An 18,204-nucleotide genomic window follows, 5' to 3' on the forward strand; every position below is an offset into this window, starting at 1 on the left:
CGGATATGCGGTTTCGACACGAGCGAATCGACGCATCACCGCCGACACAACGACTCACCTTCTGTGAGACGACGGATCTGACCGGCAACGGACGGCCGGACGTCATCGTCGGCGGGAAGGGGGTCGAGAGCAACCTCTGGCTCCTCGGGAGCAGAACGTCGTATCCGAACCCGCGACGACTGCTCCGCGAGAAGACCGGCATCCGCGCGGCGAACGTCTTCTGGTACGAGAACCCCGGGTGGGAGCGCCACGCCATCACCGACACCGGCCGGTTCGAGGTCGGTGCCGCCGTCGGTGACATCACCGGCGACGGACGGGACGAACTGGTCGCCGGGCGGACGATTCACCACCCCGAGGTCTACTGGTACCAACAGCCCGACGACCCGCGCGACCGGTGGCACGAACGGCTCCTCACCGACCGCTTCGAGATGTACCACGACGTCCGAATCGCGGACATCGACGACGACGGCGAACCGGAGGTCGTCGGCCTCTCGCAGGCGGCCGAGACGGTGTTCTACTACGACGTCCCCGACGACCCGACGCAGGAGCCGTGGCCGGACGCGTGCTGTCACGTCCTCGCGGACGACCTCTCGGTGGAGGGAGCCGAGGTCGTCGACATCGACGGCGACGGCCGGACGGAGCTCATCGCCGGGACGAACCTGTTCAGCCGACGGGACGACGGCACCTGGGAGCGCGAGTCCCTCGCCGAAGGATGGGACGATGTCCGCGTCGCCACGGCCGACCTCGACGGCGACGGTCGCCGCGAGGTCGTCTTCGCGGAGGGCGACTCCCCGGCCCACGGGACCCACCCCGGACGGCTCGCGGTGTTCGACACGACCGACTGGGAGCCGACGTTCCTCCACGAGGAGCTCTTCTGTCCGCACAGCCTCCAGATCGCCGATATCACGGGGAACGGACGCCCCGACGTCTACGTCAGTGAGATGGGGCTCGGCGAGAACGACGACCCGATGCACCTGCTCTACGCCAACACGGGCGACGGGACGCTCGAACAGCACGTCATCGCGCGAGGGACGCCGAGCCACGAGGCGAAGGTCGTCGACATGACCGGGAACGGCCGGCCCGACGTCGTCGGCAAGTCGTTCACCCCGACCCACCACGTCGACGTGTGGTACAACGAGGAGTGACGACTCGCGGGATGCGAGCGCTCACAGGAGAGACGCCGTCAGCCGCCTCGGCCGTCGGCGGGGACGGTCGAGCGCCTCACTCGACGTAGCCGAGTTGTCGCAGGTGCTCGCTGACGGCGTCGTCGTCGGGTGACTCGTCCGTGCTCGTCTCGGGACGCTCCGCGGTCACTCGCTTGCGCGAGTCGCCCTCGACGACGAGCCACGGGACCTCGACGAGATTCGGCACCCACGTCGAGTACGGGTGCCCCCACTCGGTGATGGGGATCGGATACACGCGTTCGCCGAGCAGGTTGCCGTGGTCGGACGTCACGACCGTCCGTCCGTCGAGTTCGTCGACGAGTTCCTGGACGTGCGGCAACGCCCGAAGGAGGTTGTCACGGTAGGCTTCCCACAGCGTCTCGCGGGGAATCGACAGTTCGTCGCGGAAGATCCGGTTCCAGAAGTCCGGCGTGTCCGGGTCGAACGCGTCGTCGATGCTGATCGGCGAGTCGATGAACGGGTAGTGCGGCTGGATGTAGTGGACGACGAGCCGCTTGTTCGGGTGTTGCTCGGCGGCCGCGGTGGCGTACGCCGTCGTCGTCTCCGGGAGGACCGTGTGGTTCTCGTCGTCCCACGCCTCGTCTTCGGTCCAGATGTCCCACGTCCGGTGGAACTCGACGTCGAACTCGTCGCGGTGGTTGGCGAGTTGGCCGTTCGCCGTGACGTAGACGGTGTCGTGGATACGCCGGGAGTGGAAGTTCCCGCGGATGAACTCCGTCGTCGTCGACCCCTTCGACGTGACCTTCTCGAGGTCGCCCGAGACGGTGTTGTGCTCTTCGAACAGGTCGTACCGGCAGCCGTCGAGGATGACGAGGTTGTCCCAGTCACGGTCGAAAACGTCGATGCCCTCTTGATAGGTGTCGTGTGTGTCGAACCACGTGAAGTAGCGCCGGTTCGCGTCGCGGAGGTACGGTTTGATCGTCCGCTTGGCGTCGGCGACCGAACTGAGCATACCGGATACACCACGGAGAAACTAAACGTAATAGTCCGGCTAACGGGCATCTCGACGGGCTACGCTCGACGTGAGCGGTGAGGCGGTTCCGCGTCGTGACGGTCGTGCGGGGCGGCGGTCACCGGGCGACGTTCACTCCGTGTCGACCGGCGGTTGGTGTCGCTTCACTCAGGCGACGTTCAACGACGCGAACCGCCGACGGAGCGCCCGCGCGAGGCGCAGGCCGAACGGCCCGCTCCGGGCGACGCCGTAGAGCAGATAGCCCGCGGGAGCCCGAGGATTCGCCCGGATTGAACGCCGCGCGAACGCCACCGCGTCGTCGAATCGCTCGGCTCCCAGCCCGGCGGTCGCAACCTCGCGTGCGAGCGAGGCGACGAACTCGCGCTCGACCCGCTCGCCGAGCGACGCCGCCAGCGGTCGGTGCTTCCGGACGAACAGGGGGTACGCGACGTCACGGAGGGAGTCGAACGTGTCCGTCAGTTGTTCGTGGTCGCCCATGCGACGCCTGACGAGCGGCCGGTCGACCGTCGCCACCGCTCCGGCGCGCGACAGCCGAACGTACCATTCGAGGTCCTCCCAGACGGGGAACCGCTCGTCGATGGGGCCGGCGGCGTCGACGGCCTCCGCGCGCACCATCGCCGAGGAGAACGGACAGAGGCGCGACCCGGTGAGCAGCGCCTCCGTTACGTCCCCCGAGACGTCGGGAAGCCGACTACCGGTGGGCGTTCCGTTTCGGACGTACTGCTGTCCGGTGACGACCAGCGACGCCTCCGGCGCGGCTTCGAGCCTGGTGCACTGACGACTGAGCTTCGTGTCGTGCCACTCGTCGTCGTCGTCGAGGAACGCGACGAGCGACCCGTCGGCCGCGCGGATACCGGTGTTCCGCGCCGCGCCGGCGCCGTCGTGGTCCCGGTCGTCGATGACGCGCAGCGTCGCCATCTCGGAGGCGAACGGCTCACAGACGGCCGTCGCGCTCGCCTCGGGCGAGTCGTCGACGACGATCAGTTCGACCGGGTCGTACGTCTGTGCGGCGACGCTCTCGACCGCGGCACGAAGGAAATCCGGGCGTCGACCGTACGTCGGAACGACGACGCTCACCAGTCCGTCGGCACTCGCCCGGTCCATAGCACAGCCTGGCAGTCCTCCCACTTGGGTAATCGCCAGCTAAACCCACATCGAAGACGGCCCCGAAGGGAAGGGCAAACGGCGGCGTCAGACCCGCTCGGCGTAGACGTCGGCCGTCAGCGTGGCCGCTCGGTCCCAGGTACGACGACCGACGACGGCACGGCTCTGTCGACCACGGGCGACGATATCGTCGGCGTTGGCCGCCCGTCGCATGGCAAGATCGAGCCCCGCGTCGGCGTCGGGCGGGTAGGTGAACCCCTCACCCTCGTCGACGACGGCCCCGACGCACCCGACGTCGGGGGCGATGACGGGCCGACCGAACCCCATCGCGAGAACCGCACTCCCGGACGTGAGCATGCTCCGCTCCTCGGTTCGGAACGGGAGGACGACCACGTCGGCGGCTCGGAGGTACAGTTGCACCTCGTCGTCGGGGACGTACTCGAAGACGGTTCGGATGCGGTCGTCGGCGGCGGCGGCGTCTTCGACCGCCCGTTCGAGTGCTCGCGTTCGCGGGTTCCCGGCGACGAGGAGTCGGTGGTCGTCGTCGGCCACGCGGCCGAACGTTTCGACGAGCCGTGGCACGTCCTTGTACGCGCGGATCGTCCCGAAGAAGCCGAAGACGAACGCGTCCGCGGGGAGGTCGAGTCGCTCGCGGGCGTCGGCCCGCGTGACCTCGTCGGGGTAGTCACCGAGGAAGTTGCCGTGTGGGACGACGACCGTCTTCTCGAGCGTGGCCCGAGGCAGGCGGTACGCCTCCCGAATAACGTCTCTCGCGCGCGAGCAGTGGACGATGATGCGTGAGAAGAGGAATCGAAGGAAGACGTGTTTGAACGCCCGCTCGACGCGTGGCGCTCGGCGTTCGTGTTCGACGATGTCGTGGGCGGTCCAGACGAGCGACACGCCCAGCGCCCGCAGGACGAGGAACTGGAACAGTGTCCTGATGCCCAGCAGGACAGAAAGCGTCCGCGTCAGTCGGTCCCCGGCGAGACGACGAACTGGTGGAGGAAGTGGACGTGGACGACGTCGGGGACGTCGTCCCCGAGGACGGCTGCGAGTACCGGGAGGGGGCCGCCGCCGCCCCCGCTGGTCTTGACGTGTAGCCCCTGGTCGGTCAGTGCCTCCGCCAGTCGGGCCTGGTAGGGGTTGGCATCGGTGTAATCGGGAAGAAAGTGGACCGAACGTTCGTCTTCGGCGTGCTCAACCGCCCGCGCACCGCTACGCTGTCCGGCGCTCGTCACGGTCCGTCACCTCGACGAACGGACGGTCCACCGGGCGGCTGTTCGCCGCGCGTCGCGGTCGGCCGGGCGGTGTCGGACTTCACGGATTGCTCTACTGTGGGCCCCCACATTGTTGTCCGTCAGTTAACCGCCGAGTCGGAGCCAACGGACCCACCAATCGTTACTGGTCGGTGTCGCTTTCGACGTCCCCGTTCCCGTTTCCGTCCCCGTCTCCCTGGGCGACGGCGTGATAGCTGTCGTGGAGTTCGTGGAGGGCCGCGTCGTCCATCGACATCGTCACCGTCGCGGTCCCGTCGTCGAATTTGAACGTCGCCTCGGTCACGTCGATCCGTTCGAGGACGAGCGAGATCGCGGCCCGGAGCCCGGACTCCGCCTGCACCACGTCGAACCCGTCGGACGAGAGCGCGAGAACGAGCGTCCGAACGTCGGTTCGGTAGCCGGCCTCGGACGACGAGACCTGCCGGATGTCGGTGACCTCGCTGATGAACCCGAGGTCACAGAGTCCGTTGAGCCGGCGGTAGACGGTCGCCGGCGCGACGTCGAACTGCTTGGCGAGCGAACTCGCGGTGACCGTCTCCGAGACCGCCTCCACGAGGATACGCCGGGAGAGTTCGTCTCCAAGCGTATCGAAGACCTCGCTTGACTCCTCCATGTCTGCGGTTTCCCGCACCTCTCCATTCTTGGAGGACATACGGTTCACAGCCACTCGTCGTGCGATAAAAAAGGCTCCGATGGGTGATGGAATTCCACACGAACAATCGAGATTGCTACCGCGTGACTCCGATGGGCGGCCGAGCGCGTGACGGCCTCAGCCGTGGATGCGCGACAGCCCGTGGTGCCACAGCGACGGCAGCGCGTCGACGGTCTCGACGGTCGCGAACGTCGCGGCGATGAGCCCCCGAGGAGGCCGACCGGTGGCAGCAGCGAGAACCCGGCGGTCGACAGGAGCGCGAGCAGACAGAGCGACCAGCAGAGGCCGAGTCTGAGCTTCCGGTCGACTGTCAGCTCCGGCGGGGACGCGGAGTCGCTCTCCGTGGCCCCGTCGTCTTCGCCTCCCCCGGCGGAAGCGTCGACTCCGTCGATGTAGGCGAACAACTGATCGGCTTCCGGTCGGAGCGTCACCCCACCGCTTCGTTTATCGAAGTCTATCACTCGCGCGTCGTCCATCTTCGGGAGGTGGCACTGATAGAGGCCGATGTAGACGCGTTTTCGCTCGTCCGACGAGAGCAGTCGGCGTTCGACACCGTTCTCCTTCGCCGCGATGAACTCGGCGAGATCGCTCAGGGTCGACTCGTCGTCGTTCTCGCGCAGGTAACACAGGATATCGCGGCGACGTCGGTTCTTCAACATCCCGAACTGGGTGTCTTTCGAGATGGGCTCTCCGGTGGAGGTGTCTGTCGTATCGCCTTCGTCGTTCGTTGTGTCCTCCACGGACGACAACGCGGATTGATTTGTCTCACTCATTGGTTGAGGACTCGTTGCGGGCAACTGATCCAGATGCGGCACATCATTACTCCTCTCCGTCTACCGGAAAGAGAGACACTATCAAATAATTCCTCTTTATTTGTCTGGGATGAAAATAAGTACGCTCGTGTTTTAACTTGCGTGTAAAATAAGTTCAAAATTAAATATATTATGTTTTTACATACTTTCTTCGAAAGGTGTTTTCTGTGACCGGTTCGAGAGATCGACAGCCGTCACGTGGTTTCGTGGCCGGCGAGCGACGGAAACTACGCACGAAGCGAGGAGTCAGGTGAGGTCGTCGAGCGAGAGGTACGAACCGTCGTCCTCGAAGCTCCTCACCGACTGGGTGTGAGCGAACACGACGCCGAAGAGGCCGGTGAGGACGAATATCGAGACCAGCCGCCACGTGGCGGCACCGTTCAACAGCCAGGCCGACCCTCCCGCGAGGACCCCTCCGACGAGGAGGACTGCGTAGTACCGGTTCCACCTCGGGGACCGGAGCTGTTCCGAGGAGACGACAGCCTCGCGCGCACGCGACGTCAGCGAGATGATTCGCTCGTCGTCGTCGTACTCGACGAGGCCGAACTCGGTGAGCTTCGGGAGGTGTGTCTGGTACAGCGAGATGTACATGCTCTGGGTCACCTCGTCGTCGAGTTCGTCGGGCGGGCGCCCCGTCTCGCAGGAGGCGACTTCCGAGACGAGGTCGGAGAAGTCGAAGTCGCCGTCGGACCGATACAGGACGTAGAGAACGGAGCGGCGCCGGCTGTTGCTCAGGAGCGTGAACACCTCGTCACGCACACTCCCGTTACACAGCGCCTCGATATCGAGATAGCGTGTGTCCGACATCATCGGTCTCTCGTGGATGCGATACCCGTGTCCACACGTCCGGTCCACTTTGTTACGGATGTATTAGCCCGGTTCGTCCGGGTTATATATACATTTTCGACACACAATCAAGGTTAACTGACCTTTTCGGAGGTGGGAACGCGGGACGGCGAGCGGCGGCTGTTGCGCCACACAGTCGTTCTGTAGTGGACTCGACCACACCCGACCACGGCTCGGATACGGAGCAAAACACGCCCACGATTTCCGGTACTAAATATCAATTATCTTCGTAGTTCGGAAGTTAACAAAGAGGGTCCCCCTGTTAGGTAAGCCAGCGGATGTTCGAGCTTACTGGATTCCAACGCGACCTGCTGTACGTCATCGCCTCACTCGACCGACCGTCCGGCCAAGCCGTCAAAGAGCTCTTCGAGGAGGACGTCGGCGAGGTCAACCACGGCCGACTCTATCCGAACCTCGACACACTCGTAAACCGTTCGCTCGTCTCGAAGGGGCAACTCGACAGACGGACGAACTACTACGAGATCACAGAGGAAGGGCTAGAGCTACTGCGCGAGCGACGCGCGTGGGAGAACCGCATGGTCGAATTCCTCGATTGACGTCGGCCGGCGAGTGAGCAGCCGACCGCCGCGGCGACCGACGAAACGGCGGTCGGGCATCCGTTTCTCACGGCACTGCCCCGATTTCTTTTCGGGCCTCTCCCCCTCCGAACACGCCTCGTCAGCGGCGGCGACGAATCGCGAGTTCGGTGCTGGCGACGACGGCGAGGAACAGCCCCCACATGGCCAGCGAGTAGACGACCCTGTCGCCGGGGTCCGCGCGGTCGATGACGCGGTGCAGCCAGAACAGGTTCGCGAGCGCGGAGTCGTGGAGCGCCCGCCAGTCCGTCTGGAGCGCCGGGAACCACACGAGCGCGTGGTGGAAGTCGGGGAGGACCGCCCAGAGGCTGCTCGCCGCGACGACGACCCCACGATACCTGTGGCCGGGTGCGAGGGCGAACAGGACCAGTACCGTCACGATACCCGCGACGCCGACGTGGACACCCCACAGGGACACGGCGACGGATTGGCGGCGGAGACGGATAAGCCGTCAGAAAGCGACTCAGTCCTGTCCGATCGATTCGCCCCGGTCGGGCCGGTACTCGCGGCTCACCGCCTTCCACGTGCCCGCGTGGAACCGGCCGTAGTTCACGACCATCGGAACGAGCGTCTCGGCGACGAGCGCGGCCATGAGGCCGAACACGCCCCACGCGGTCACAGTGCCGAGCCACGCGAGGGGAAGCGCGACGAGATAGAGTCCGACGAGCGTCGCGACGAACGGGACGCGCGTGTCGCCGGCACCCCGCAGCGTGCCGGTGACGGAGCCGTCGATGCCGAGCGCGACGACGCTCACGGCGGCGACGCGGACGAACCGCGCTGTCGTCGCCAACCCCTCGCCGTCGACGAACACCCGGGCGATGGGTTCGGCGAAGACGAGCACGCAGAGGGCGACCGAGACGTAGACGAGCGCGGAGAGCTTCGTGATCTCCCAGCCGTACGCCGCCGCGGTGGCCTCGTCGCCGCGACCGAGCGACTGGCCGACGAGGGTCGAACTCGCGATGGAGAAGCCCCACCCGAAGCTGTCCAAGAGCGCGCGGACCTGTCGGGAGACGCCGATGGCGGCGACGACGAGCGGGCCGAATGCGGCCGCGAGCGCCAAGAGTGGGAAGACGACGGCGGCCTGCGCGATGCGGCGCGCGACGAGCGGTGTCGAGATGGAGACGAGCTGTGCGAGGAGATCGCGGTCGGGGAGCGCGTCGAACCGCACCGGAATCGGGCTGGCACCGCCCGACTCGCCACGCCGCCAGTACGTGCGGCCGGTCATCCCCCACGAGAAGGCGACGGCGACGACGACGGTCGAGAGCGTCGTTCCGATGGCGGCCCCCGCGACGCCGTAGCCGAGGCCGAGGACGAGCCCCGCGCTGAGGACGATGTTGAGCACGGCGCCCGTCGCCCGCAGCACCATCGGCGTCAGGGTGTCGCCGACGCCAGCGTACGTCCGCGACGCGACGAGGTTGACCGCCTCGAACAGGAGGCCGGGCGCGATGATCGCGAGGTACGTCGCGCCGTAGGTGAGCGTCCGCGCGTCGTTCCCGAGCAGTTCGACGAGCGGGCGCGCGCCGAACACGTAGAGCGCGACGAGCGGCACCGAGGCGGCACCGGCGACGAGGAGGCTGGCCTCGACGGCCCGGGCGGCCCGGGGGGAGTCGCCGCCGCCGTAGTTCTGTGAGACGAGCGCGATGGTGCCGCCGGCCAGCCCGATGAAGGCGAACTTGCCGGCGGTCCAGTAGGCGTTCGCGACCGTGAGTCCCGCGACGGCGGTCGGACCGAGGGCGAGGCCGACGACCGCCAGGTCGACCGTCCGTTTCGACATGATGGCGAAGCCCGTGAGGATGCGCGGCCACGCGAGGTCGGTCGTCTCGCGGAGCCGCGACTCCTCGATGACGCCGAGGCGGGCGAGAACGCCGGCGACGAGGGCCGCGAATCGGTGGAGGGCACTCACGACAGGCTGTTAGCGAGGGGAACTAAACCGGTTGTCATCCGTGAGTCGGCCGTCGGATCGGCCGCTGGGAGACACAGTACGGACCCGAACGTCAGCCCAACGCCCTGTCGACGAGGCGGGGGACGCAGTCGTCGCGACGGGGAGCTACGCCGATTCCGACTCCATCTCCGAATCGTCGTCGGAGACGACTCGTTCGGCGCGCGTGTACGCGTCGTAGATGGAGTAGACCCAGACGGCCGGGTAGAGGACGAAGCCGACGAGCGCGAGCGCCGACAGCAGCGCGAGCATGCTCCCGACGATGAACGCGAGGCCGCGTTCGAGTTCGCGGTTGTACAGTTGGCCGAGGCCCGGGAACAGCGCCGAGAGGAGCGCCGCGACGAACGGATTGCCGCCCTCGAAGAGGTCGTCGAGCGCCGATTCGACCGACGACTTCGGGGGTCGCGCTGGCGCACACCGCAGTGTGGGCAGATTTCGGCGGCCTCAGCGATGACCGCGCCACAGTCTCGACAGAACCGTTCGTCGGGGCCACGCTCCCGGCTTGGCGACTCGCTGGAGGGCGAAGACATATCTGGGGGTCCTCGCCGGACCGACATAGCTGTTCGGGAGGACGGGGTACCACGACGCGGGTCCGGCCACCGTGCCCTACCGCGCGAGGAACGCCGCGGCGAGCAGGTACGCGTAACAGAGCGCGCCACAGAGCGCCAGCCACTCACCGAGCGTCGTCGCGGTCGGCACCCGGAGCGTGAGTCCACCGACCTGCGCGAGGAGGCCGCCCGAGAGCGCGAGCACCGAGACGCGGGCAGTGGAGTCGGAGGAGCCGGGCAGGTCGCCCACGGCGGGCGGATAGAACTGGTACGCGAGGCCGACGACGGTCAGTCCCAGAAAGCCGAGGAGGTTCACCCGGAGGTGTGCGCGGACGAGCGCGGCCGAGGGCGCCTCGAAGGCGAACCACAGCCCGAACGCGACGCCGAGAACGCCGAACCCCGCGGCGACGAGGACGGTCGAGAGTCCGACGCGCCGGCGGGACGAGCGGCGAGCGAGCAGCGCGACGGCGAGCGCGAACCCACAGACTGCACCGGCTTCGAGGAGGGCACCGGCTCGGAACCAGCGACCGGCATCGAGGAGTCGCGTGGCGAGGAGTCCCGGCGCGAGCGCACCGGGGAGAAGCGTCGCGACGGCGAGCGAGCGCGGGAGGGGCGCGCCGAAGAAGCGCGGCAGGAGGCGAAAACCGAGGGCGAACACGAGCAGGCCCGCCGCACCCGCGGCCAGGAGATGTGTCACGCGCGGCGGGTAGCCGTCGAGGAGGGGTGGCAAGCCGGTGTGGAGTCCGAGCGTCGCGGACGTCCCGACGAGGAGGTACGCGAACGCGACGGGGACGAAGGCGTTCGCCACGCGGTCGACCGGGCGACGGTCGGCGTTGTGCTCGCCGGTCGCGGTGGCGCGACCGGTCGGGTCGTGCCGGACGGTCCAGCCGAGCGTCCCGAGGAAGACCGCGACACCGACCGCCCACGCGAGCGCGCCGGTCGATGCGAGCCACGAGGGGGTTCCCGAAAGCGTCCCCGCGGCGAGACCGCCCGCGCCGACGACGACGAACGGGAGTCCGACCGCTGGCGCGCGCGGGAACGCCAGCGTGCGGTCGAAGTACGTCGGCACCAGCGAGTACGCCTTGCCGAACACCATCGGGAAGACGAAGCCGTAGACGGCCAGCGTCACCTCGGTACGGCGAGGGACGCCGAGCACGGAGGCGAGTTGCCAGAGGAGGAGGAACGAGACGCTGACGAGCGCGTACCGTCGTGCCCATCGGGAGATGGTTTCGGGAGCCATGTCGTCAACACCCCCGTCCGTCGCTCGGACGCGCGGGGCGTGCGTCGTTCGAACGCACGAGCCTCACTCGAACGTTGTGCCCGGCCGGTGGTCAGTCCGCCCCCGAACGGGTTCGGGGTTACTGGACGCCCGTCCGAGCCCGGACGATGTCGGCACGAACCCGGTCCGGTTCCTCCCCGACCCGGTCCAGCGCGTCGTCGAGCGTGAGACCGTCCGCCAGGCTCACCAGTTCCGCGGCGAGGTCGACGTCGTCGACGTCGGAGAGGGCGCTCGCGAGGTCCGCGTCCTCGCTGGCGAACAGGTCGTCACGGATGGGCGGGTCGACGTGGTCGGGCCCCTCGTCGGTCGGCATCGTCACCGTCGTCTTCGGGTGGCCACGCAAAACCCTTGTCCACGCACCGTCGGGAGGTGGCCCGTTCGGCGAGTATTGAGCGTGTGTAGTCCGGTTCGACTGGAGAGGTACTGACATCCTGTCGTCGGGTCCGCAGTCGAGACGAGCGGGTTCTCTGCGGTGCGCTCCACGCGTGCGCGGGAACACGAATAGAGCGCTCTTGAGCACTCCGGACCCGTCGTGAGGTGAGTGGGAGGCCGCCCGCGCGGTGTCGTCAATCAATCATGAGATTGATAGGGTGTGGGCGGGATACGATAGCCGATGAAAGCCGTCGTACTCGCTGCGGGAAAGGGGACTCGTCTGCGACCACTCACCGACGACAAGCCGAAGGGGATGGTCGAAGTCGACGGGGAGCCGATCCTCACCCACTGTCTGAACAAGCTCATCGACCTCGGTGCGGAGGAGTTCGTCATCGTGGTCGGCTACATGAAAGAGAAGATCATCCAGTACTACGGTGACGAGTACGAGGGGATCCCGATCACGTACGCCCACCAGCGCGAGCAGAAGGGGTTGGCCCACGCGCTGTTGACCGTCGAGGAGTACATCGACGACGACTTCATGCTCATCCTCGGCGACAACGTCTTCAGCGCGAACCTCAAGGACGTCGTCCGGCGCCAGCAGGAAGACCGCGCCGACGCGGCGTTCCTCGTCGAGGAGGTGCCGTGGGAGGAAGCGTCCCGATACGGCGTCTGTGACACCAACAAGTACGGCGAGATAGTCGAGGTCATCGAGAAGCCCGAGGACCCGCCGTCGAACCTGGTGATGACCGGCTTCTACACGTTCACGCCCGCCATCTTCCACGCCTGTCACCTCGTCCAGCCGTCGAACCGCGGCGAGTACGAGATCAGCGAGGCCATCGACCTGCTGATTCGGTCGGGCCGGACCATCGACGCCATCAAACTGGAGGGGTGGCGGATGGACATCGGCTACCCCGAGGACCGCGACGAGGCCGAAAAGCGGCTGAAAGAGGCGCGCGAGGAAGAGGCGGAGTAGGTTCACGCAGCGGCGACGGACGGGCGAGACCGACCGAGTCCGTCGCTCGCGCCCATCACCAGACCTGATAGCCGAGGGCGAACGTTTACCACTCCCGTCCTCGACGTCTCGGACGAGGACGGTCACCGGGTGCGCGCGAAACGGCTCCGTTTCGACGACGACCATGCATCGTTCGGCACCACGCGCCGTCCTCGCTCGGCATCACCCTGCCGACTCACTTCTCCTCTCGACTCGCCCCGGGAGGCGAGCCTCGTTCAGTCCTTCCCCGGCGCGGGCCACCGCGGCGTCTTCGGGGCCTCGATTCGGTCGAGTTGCTCGTCGGTGAGGTCCAATTCCACGGCCTGGAGGTTTTCCCGGAGGTGCCGTTCGGTGCGGGGTCCGACGATGGGAGCGTCGACGACTTCCTTGTGGAGGAGCCACGCGAGCGACACCTGCGCGGGCGTGGCGTCGACCTCCGCGGCTACCTCGCGGACGGCGTCGAGGACGTCCCAGTTCTCGTCGGTGAAGCGGTTCTCGGTGTAGTCGTCGGTCTCGGCTCGGCTTCCTTCCGGGACCTCGGCGTCGCGGTCGTACTTCCCCGCGAGGAACCCACCGGCGAGCGGCGACCACGGAATGACGCCGACGCCCTCGCCCGCACACACCGGCAGGAGGTTCGCCTCCTCGTGTCGGTCGACCGCGTTGTACTCGGGTTGCATGCAGGCGAAGCGCTCGTACCCCTCGACGTCCGCGGTGTACAGCGCCCTCGTGAACTGGTACGCCGACATGGTCGACGCGCCGAGGTAGCGGACCTTCCCGGACTCGACGAGAGAGTCGAGCGCGGAGAGCGTCTCCTCGATTTCGACGTCCGGGTCCCACCGGTGGATCTGGTAGAGGTCGATGTAGTCGGTCCCGAGGCGGTCGAGGGAGTTCTCCACCTGGTCGAGGATGTGTTTCCGTGAGAGCCCGGACTTGTTCGGTCCCTCCCCCATCGGGAAGTACACCTTCGTCGCGAGGACGAGTTCCTCGCGGTCGTAGCTCTCGATGGCCTCGCCCACTATCTCTTCCGACTCCCCGCGGGAGTAGGCGTTGGCCGTATCGAGGAAATTCACGCCCGAATCGAGCGCTTCACGGACGAGGTCGATCGACCGGTCACGGTCGTCGAGCATCCACTCCCGGGCGGAGCCGAAGTTCATACAGCCGAGACAGAGCCGCGAGACTTCGAGACCGGTTCGTCCGAGCCGGGTGTACGCCATGTCGACGTCGGTCATACGAGAGTCGACGGGGGCGCGGCTCAAAAGGGTGCGCGCTCGGGCTGGCTGACCCGACCACGACAGCAAAGAGCCCAGAGCGGGTAGCGAGCGTATGACCCGTCGCCGCCCCGACGACGACCGGTTGCGTGCCGTCGGGGTCACCCTCGTCCTCCTCGTCGCGTCGCTCGTCCCCTCGCCGCTCGAACGTCATCCCGGCTGGGAGTGGGTGGGACCGGACAAACTCCTCCACCTGCTCGGGCACGCGGGCTACGTGGTGGTCCTCGCCGACGCGTTCGACGGAAGTCGACGCTCTCGCGGCGAAAGCGCGGTGCTCGCGGTGTGCGTCTCGACGGCGCACAGCCTCCTCACGGCACGGCTCCAGACGTACGTCCCCGGCCGGATGGGTGAAACCGGCGACGTCGTCGCGGGGTTCGTCGGAGCGGTGGTCGCCGCGTCGGTGTGGTACCGGCGCGTCAGTCCGACTCGCTCGGTCCCCGAACGGTGAGAACGGGTACCGGCGAGGCTCTGAGGACCCGTTCGGTCACGCTCCCGAGGAGGTAGCGCTCGACGCCCGTCCGGGCGTGTGTCCCCATGACGACGAGGTCCACGTCGTGGTCGGCGGCGTAGTCGAGGACGACTTCGGACGGTGACCCTTCGCGGACCTCGCCGGTCACGCGTTCGACCCCGCGTCGTTCCGCCCGGTCGACCATGTCGGCGACGGTGCCTCTCGCCGCCTGGTCGGCAGCGTCGAAGAGCGCTCGGCTGTGTGCGTCGAGCGGGAGCGCGCCGGTGTCGACCACGTACAGGACGTCGAGGGCGGCATCGAACCGCCCTGTGAGGTCGAGCGCGTGGTCGAGCGCGGCGAGCGATGCCTCGCTACCGTCGGTGGGGAGGAGGATGCGATGGTACATGGCGACGCGCTCCTCAACGGAGAGGGCGACGCCCAATCAGTGTTGGTCCGTTCTGCGGGGAACGAAGGGGCTACCTGCCCGCACGACGAGGCCCCGACCGATGACGCTCGAAGACGACGCACGGGAGTATCACCGTCGCGACCCGCCGGGCAAGGTGGAGATAGCGACGACCAAGCCGACGAACACCCAGCGCGACCTCTCGCTGGCGTACTCGCCCGGCGTGGCCGCGCCGTGTCGTGACATCGCCGAGTCCGAGGCGCTCGCGTACGACTACACCGCGAAGGGGAACCTCGTCGGCGTCGTCTCGAACGGTTCGGCCGTGCTGGGGCTGGGCGACATCGGCGCGCAGGCGTCGAAACCGGTGATGGAGGGGAAGGGCGTACTGTTCAAACGCTTCGCCGACATCGACGTGTTCGACGTCGAACTCGACATCGACGACCCGGAGGCGTTCGTCCGCACCGTCGCGGCGATGGAACCGACGTTCGGCGGCATCAATCTCGAAGACATCGCGGCCCCGGACTGTTTCGAGGTCGAATCGGCGCTCCGCGACGAACTCTCGATTCCGGTGTTCCACGACGACCAGCACGGCACGGCCATCATCTCCGGGGCCGCCCTGCTGAACGCCGTCGACATCGTCGGCAAGGACCTCTCGGAACTCACGGTCACGTTCGCGGGGGCGGGCGCCGCCGCGACGGCGACCGCACGGTTCTACGTCTCGCTCGGTATCCCCCGCGAGAACATCACGATGTGCGACGTCGACGGGATTCTCTCGGCGTCCCGCGCCGACGCCGGGGAACTGAGCGAGTACGCCGAGCCGTTCGCCCGCGGCGTCGACGACGGTGACCTCGCCGACGCCATCGAGGGCGCGGACGTGTTCGTCGGCCTCTCGGTGGGCGGTATCGTCTCCCAGGAGATGGTCCGCTCGATGGCCGACGACCCCGTCGTCTTCGCGATGGCCAACCCGGAGCCCGAAATCGCGTACGAGGACGCCAAAGACGCGCGCGACGACACCGTCGTCGTGGCCACCGGTCGCTCGGACGACCCGAACCAGGTGAACAACGTGCTGGGCTTCCCCTTTATCTTCCGCGGCGCGCTCGACGCCCGGGCGACCGAGATAAACGAGGAGATGAAACGCGCCGCCGCGGAGGCGCTGGCCGAACTCGCGCGGCAGGACGTCCCCGACGCCGTCGTGAAGGCGTACGGCGACCAGCCCCTGCGGTTCGGTCCCGACTACCTCATCCCGAAGCCGCTGGACCAGCGGGTCCTCTACGAGGTGACGCCCGCCGTCGCGCGGGCGGCGATGGACAGCGGCGCGGCCAGGAGAGAACTCGACCTCGACGCGTACCGGGAGGAACTCGAAGCCCGACTCGGCACGTCACGGGAGATGATGCGGGTCGTCCTCAACAAGGCGAAGTCCGACCCGAAGCGCGTCGCGCTCGCCGAGGGCGAGGACGAGAAGATGATCCGGGCGGCGAACCGGATGGTCGAGGAGGGCATCGCCGAACCGGTGCTCGTCGGGCGCGAGGAGGTCATCCGTCGGACGGTCGCCGAACTCGGACTGGAGTTCGAGCCGACGGTCACCGACCCCGAGGAGAGCGAGTGGGAGCGCTACGCCGACCACCTGTACGAACTCCGCCAGCGCAAGGGGCTCACCCGGACCGAAGCGAGCGAACTCGTCCACGGGGACTCGAACTACTTCGCGAGCGTGATGGTCGCGCTGGACGACGCCGACGCGATGCTCACCGGGCGCACCAACCACTACCCGTCGGCGCTTCGGCCCCCGCTGCAGGTCATCGGGACCGCCGAGGACGCCGACTACGCCGCCGGTGTCTACGCGCTGACGTTCAAGAACCGGGTCGTCTTCTGCGCGGACGCGACGGTGAACCTCGACCCGAACGAGGAGGTGCTCGCCGAGGTGACGAGACACACCGCCGAGTTGGCCCGGAGCTTCAACGTCGAACCCCGCGCGGCCCTCCTGTCGTACTCGGATTTCGGCAGCGTCGACAACCAGGGCGTCCGCAAGCCGCGCGAGGCGGTGCGGATGCTCCACGACGACCCGTCGGTGGGGTTCCCGGTGGACGGCGAGATGCAGGCCGACACCGCACTCGTCGAGGAGATGCTCACCGGCACCTACGAGTTCGCCGAACTCGACGGCCCCGCCAACGTCCTCGTCTTTCCGAACCTGGAGGCGGGGAACATCGGCTACAAACTGCTCCAGCGCCTCGGCGGCGCGGAGGCCATCGGCCCGATGCTCGTCGGGATGGACAAACCCGTCCACGTCATGCAGCGCGGCGACGAGGTGAAGGACATCGTCAACCTCGCCGGGGTTGCGGTGGTCGACGCGCAGGGCGAGTAGGGTCGTTTGGGTTCAGGTTTTGCGGGAGCGAGCGCCGCGAGCGACCGGAAAAGCTGGTCGTGGAGTCAGCCCTCTGGCTCCGGTTCTCGGAGCGCGCGCCGCCGCTCGGGAATCGCGTCGAACGTCTCGTTCGTGTCGCCGAGGACGAGGAGGGCGTAGTAGCGGAGGAACGTCTGGACGGGCACGGCGACGAGCAGCGCGAGGACGAACATCGCGACGACGAACGCGGCGACGGCGACGCCGATGACGGTCCACCCCGCGAGGTGAGACACCGACAGGAGTGCGCCGCCGCCGAGGCCGAGGAGGGCGAGGGGAATGCCGACGACCAGGGCGGCGACCAGCAACACTAAGCCGGTGAGGATGCCGCCCGCGAGGTTCAACACGATGGACATGAACAGGTACGCCAGATACTGCTTCCACTGCCCTCTCAGCGTGGACCAGAAGCGCCGCCACGAGGCGATGACGCCGCGCTCTTCGAGGAGCATCACCGGGACGACGAACATCGTGGTGAAGCCGTTCAGGAGACCGCCGACGAGCGCGACGAGGATCAGAACGGGGATGGCGACGACGAGCAGGCCGAGCGCGGCGACGTTCCCGCCCAGGACGAGCGGAGCGAAGACGGCGGCGAGGACGCCGACGACGAGACCGAGGGTGAGGAGCGTGAGGACGAGTCGGAAGCCGAACAGGCGAGCGCCCTGTCGCCAGTGGTCGCGCCAGTACCCCCTGAGAGTGACCTCCTCTTCGCGGAGCGACCGGACGAAGACGAACTCCATGACCGACCCCACGAAGAGAAAGCCCAGGAAGAGCAAGAGGAGGACGACGGCGATAGTCGCGATGATGGCTATCTCGGGGCCGCCCAGCGAGGGGAGGTCGGGAGCGGTCGACGGCGGAGACGTCGGGCCGTCGGACGTGCTGGGGGTGCCGCTCCCCGTGAACTGGAACGGATTGAAGCCGCCGGCACCGCCGGCGAAGAAGACGACGACGGCGAGTCGGAGCCACCGACCCCGCTGGAACGGCCAGAGGAACGCTCTCGTCGCGTCGATGGCGTCCTCGATGTCGTCGAGGGCGTAGAGCGTCACGGCGACACCCCCTGGTGTCGCCGGAACTGTTCGCTCGGGTGGAGGGGACCTCTGTCGGGCATACGCACCGAAGA

The 18,204-nt window shown here is 67.5% G+C and carries 19 protein-coding genes and 1 pseudogene; 5 read left to right on the forward strand and 15 right to left on the reverse strand.

Annotated elements, in window-relative coordinates; translation table 11 throughout:
• Positions 1-5 precede the first annotated feature (5 nt).
• The gene (locus C2R22_RS14795) at positions 6-1,145 is read left to right on the forward strand and encodes an FG-GAP repeat domain-containing protein (protein WP_103426441.1); all 1,140 of its coding nucleotides are present in this window, start codon (positions 6-8) and stop codon (positions 1,143-1,145) included.
• A gap of 76 nt (positions 1,146-1,221) precedes the next feature.
• Here C2R22_RS14795 and C2R22_RS14800 read toward each other — a convergent pair whose 3' ends face one another.
• From C2R22_RS14800 to C2R22_RS14830, 7 genes are all read right to left on the reverse strand, one after another.
• Positions 1,222-2,136 (reverse strand): hypothetical protein, encoded by a 915-nt coding sequence (locus tag C2R22_RS14800; RefSeq protein WP_103426442.1) that lies wholly within the window; start codon positions 2,134-2,136, stop codon positions 1,222-1,224.
• Between the two features lie 168 nt (positions 2,137-2,304).
• Positions 2,305-3,261, reverse strand: coding sequence for a glycosyltransferase family 2 protein (locus C2R22_RS14805; protein WP_103426443.1), 957 nt, complete (start codon positions 3,259-3,261; stop codon positions 2,305-2,307).
• An 87-nt stretch (positions 3,262-3,348) separates the two neighbouring features.
• Positions 3,349-4,161: a glycosyltransferase gene (locus tag C2R22_RS14810; RefSeq protein ID WP_162562513.1), complete on the reverse strand. Its 813-nt coding sequence runs from the start codon at positions 4,159-4,161 to the stop codon at positions 3,349-3,351.
• Positions 4,162-4,229: 68 nt separating this feature from the next.
• On the reverse strand, positions 4,230-4,499 hold the full coding sequence (locus C2R22_RS14815) for a hypothetical protein (protein ID WP_103426445.1): 270 nt from the start codon (positions 4,497-4,499) through the stop codon (positions 4,230-4,232).
• A gap of 160 nt (positions 4,500-4,659) precedes the next feature.
• Complete coding sequence (locus C2R22_RS14820) at positions 4,660-5,190, reverse strand: winged helix-turn-helix domain-containing protein (protein WP_103426446.1); 531 nt, start codon at positions 5,188-5,190, stop codon at positions 4,660-4,662.
• A gap of 5 nt (positions 5,191-5,195) precedes the next feature.
• On the reverse strand, positions 5,196-5,930 hold the full coding sequence (locus tag C2R22_RS14825) for a DUF7344 domain-containing protein (RefSeq protein WP_103426447.1): 735 nt from the start codon (positions 5,928-5,930) through the stop codon (positions 5,196-5,198).
• 318 nt (positions 5,931-6,248) lie between these two features.
• On the reverse strand, positions 6,249-6,812 hold the full coding sequence (locus tag C2R22_RS14830) for a DUF7344 domain-containing protein (RefSeq protein WP_162562514.1): 564 nt from the start codon (positions 6,810-6,812) through the stop codon (positions 6,249-6,251).
• A gap of 314 nt (positions 6,813-7,126) precedes the next feature.
• On the opposite strand from C2R22_RS14830, the gene C2R22_RS14835 reads away from it, so the two are divergent.
• Entirely contained in the window at positions 7,127-7,405 is a 279-nt protein-coding gene (locus C2R22_RS14835; protein WP_103426449.1) for a PadR family transcriptional regulator, read from the forward strand.
• Positions 7,406-7,526: 121 nt separating this feature from the next.
• Here C2R22_RS14835 and C2R22_RS14840 read toward each other — a convergent pair whose 3' ends face one another.
• The 5 genes and pseudogenes from C2R22_RS14840 to C2R22_RS14860 form a co-directional block, all read right to left on the reverse strand.
• Positions 7,527-7,862 (reverse strand): hypothetical protein, encoded by a 336-nt coding sequence (locus tag C2R22_RS14840; RefSeq protein ID WP_103426450.1) that lies wholly within the window; start codon positions 7,860-7,862, stop codon positions 7,527-7,529.
• Between the two features lie 45 nt (positions 7,863-7,907).
• The gene (locus tag C2R22_RS14845; RefSeq protein WP_103426451.1) at positions 7,908-9,347 is read right to left on the reverse strand and encodes an MATE family efflux transporter; all 1,440 of its coding nucleotides are present in this window, start codon (positions 9,345-9,347) and stop codon (positions 7,908-7,910) included.
• Positions 9,348-9,491: 144 nt separating this feature from the next.
• A pseudogene (locus C2R22_RS14850) lies at positions 9,492-9,913 on the reverse strand (zinc ribbon domain-containing protein).
• A 76-nt stretch (positions 9,914-9,989) separates the two neighbouring features.
• Complete coding sequence (locus C2R22_RS14855; protein ID WP_103426452.1) at positions 9,990-11,171, reverse strand: hypothetical protein; 1,182 nt, start codon at positions 11,169-11,171, stop codon at positions 9,990-9,992.
• Positions 11,172-11,289: 118 nt separating this feature from the next.
• The gene (locus C2R22_RS14860; RefSeq protein ID WP_103426453.1) at positions 11,290-11,523 is read right to left on the reverse strand and encodes a hypothetical protein; all 234 of its coding nucleotides are present in this window, start codon (positions 11,521-11,523) and stop codon (positions 11,290-11,292) included.
• Positions 11,524-11,823: 300 nt separating this feature from the next.
• Between C2R22_RS14860 and aglF the strand changes: the two genes are divergently transcribed.
• Positions 11,824-12,555, forward strand: coding sequence for a UTP--glucose-1-phosphate uridylyltransferase AglF (aglF, locus tag C2R22_RS14865; RefSeq protein ID WP_103426454.1), 732 nt, complete (start codon positions 11,824-11,826; stop codon positions 12,553-12,555).
• A 254-nt stretch (positions 12,556-12,809) separates the two neighbouring features.
• On the opposite strand, the gene C2R22_RS14870 is transcribed toward aglF, so the two are convergent.
• Complete coding sequence (locus C2R22_RS14870; protein WP_216824851.1) at positions 12,810-13,787, reverse strand: aldo/keto reductase; 978 nt, start codon at positions 13,785-13,787, stop codon at positions 12,810-12,812.
• Positions 13,788-13,896: 109 nt separating this feature from the next.
• On the opposite strand from C2R22_RS14870, the gene C2R22_RS14875 reads away from it, so the two are divergent.
• The gene (locus C2R22_RS14875) at positions 13,897-14,289 is read left to right on the forward strand and encodes a VanZ family protein (protein WP_103426456.1); all 393 of its coding nucleotides are present in this window, start codon (positions 13,897-13,899) and stop codon (positions 14,287-14,289) included.
• Here the strand turns inward: C2R22_RS14875 and C2R22_RS14880 are convergent.
• Positions 14,258-14,695 (reverse strand): universal stress protein, encoded by a 438-nt coding sequence (locus tag C2R22_RS14880; protein ID WP_103427695.1) that lies wholly within the window; start codon positions 14,693-14,695, stop codon positions 14,258-14,260. The two genes, C2R22_RS14875 and C2R22_RS14880, sit on opposite strands and share 32 nt — an antisense overlap.
• A gap of 100 nt (positions 14,696-14,795) precedes the next feature.
• Here C2R22_RS14880 and C2R22_RS14885 point away from each other — a divergent pair, with 100 nt between their 5' ends.
• Positions 14,796-17,051 (forward strand): NADP-dependent malic enzyme, encoded by a 2,256-nt coding sequence (locus tag C2R22_RS14885; RefSeq protein ID WP_103426457.1) that lies wholly within the window; start codon positions 14,796-14,798, stop codon positions 17,049-17,051.
• Positions 17,052-17,116: 65 nt separating this feature from the next.
• On the opposite strand, the gene C2R22_RS14890 is transcribed toward C2R22_RS14885, so the two are convergent.
• Complete coding sequence (locus tag C2R22_RS14890; protein ID WP_103426458.1) at positions 17,117-18,130, reverse strand: DUF7544 domain-containing protein; 1,014 nt, start codon at positions 18,128-18,130, stop codon at positions 17,117-17,119.
• Positions 18,131-18,204: the final 74 nt, after the last annotated feature.

This window comes from Salinigranum rubrum (genome assembly GCF_002906575.1).
Classification (GTDB): domain Archaea; phylum Halobacteriota; class Halobacteria; order Halobacteriales; family Haloferacaceae; genus Salinigranum; species Salinigranum rubrum.

Excerpts from the sequence above, each read along its gene's own strand:
- C2R22_RS14795 (WP_103426441.1), top strand. The coding sequence starts at position 6 with ATGCGGTTTCGACACGAGCGAATCGACGCATCACCGCCGACACAACGA.
- C2R22_RS14800 (WP_103426442.1), bottom strand. The coding sequence starts at position 2,136 with ATGCTCAGTTCGGTCGCCGACGCCAAGCGGACGATCAAACCGTACCTC.
- C2R22_RS14805 (WP_103426443.1), bottom strand. The coding sequence starts at position 3,261 with ATGGACCGGGCGAGTGCCGACGGACTGGTGAGCGTCGTCGTTCCGACG.
- C2R22_RS14820 (WP_103426446.1), bottom strand. The coding sequence starts at position 5,190 with ATGTCCTCCAAGAATGGAGAGGTGCGGGAAACCGCAGACATGGAGGAG.
- C2R22_RS14830 (WP_162562514.1), bottom strand. The coding sequence starts at position 6,812 with ATGATGTCGGACACACGCTATCTCGATATCGAGGCGCTGTGTAACGGG.
- C2R22_RS14835 (WP_103426449.1), top strand. The coding sequence starts at position 7,127 with ATGTTCGAGCTTACTGGATTCCAACGCGACCTGCTGTACGTCATCGCC.
- C2R22_RS14855 (WP_103426452.1), bottom strand. The coding sequence starts at position 11,171 with ATGGCTCCCGAAACCATCTCCCGATGGGCACGACGGTACGCGCTCGTC.
- C2R22_RS14860 (WP_103426453.1), bottom strand. The coding sequence starts at position 11,523 with ATGCCGACCGACGAGGGGCCCGACCACGTCGACCCGCCCATCCGTGAC.
- aglF (WP_103426454.1), top strand. The coding sequence starts at position 11,824 with ATGAAAGCCGTCGTACTCGCTGCGGGAAAGGGGACTCGTCTGCGACCA.
- C2R22_RS14870 (WP_216824851.1), bottom strand. The coding sequence starts at position 13,787 with ATGGCGTACACCCGGCTCGGACGAACCGGTCTCGAAGTCTCGCGGCTC.
- C2R22_RS14875 (WP_103426456.1), top strand. The coding sequence starts at position 13,897 with ATGACCCGTCGCCGCCCCGACGACGACCGGTTGCGTGCCGTCGGGGTC.
- C2R22_RS14880 (WP_103427695.1), bottom strand. The coding sequence starts at position 14,695 with ATGTACCATCGCATCCTCCTCCCCACCGACGGTAGCGAGGCATCGCTC.
- C2R22_RS14885 (WP_103426457.1), top strand. The coding sequence starts at position 14,796 with ATGACGCTCGAAGACGACGCACGGGAGTATCACCGTCGCGACCCGCCG.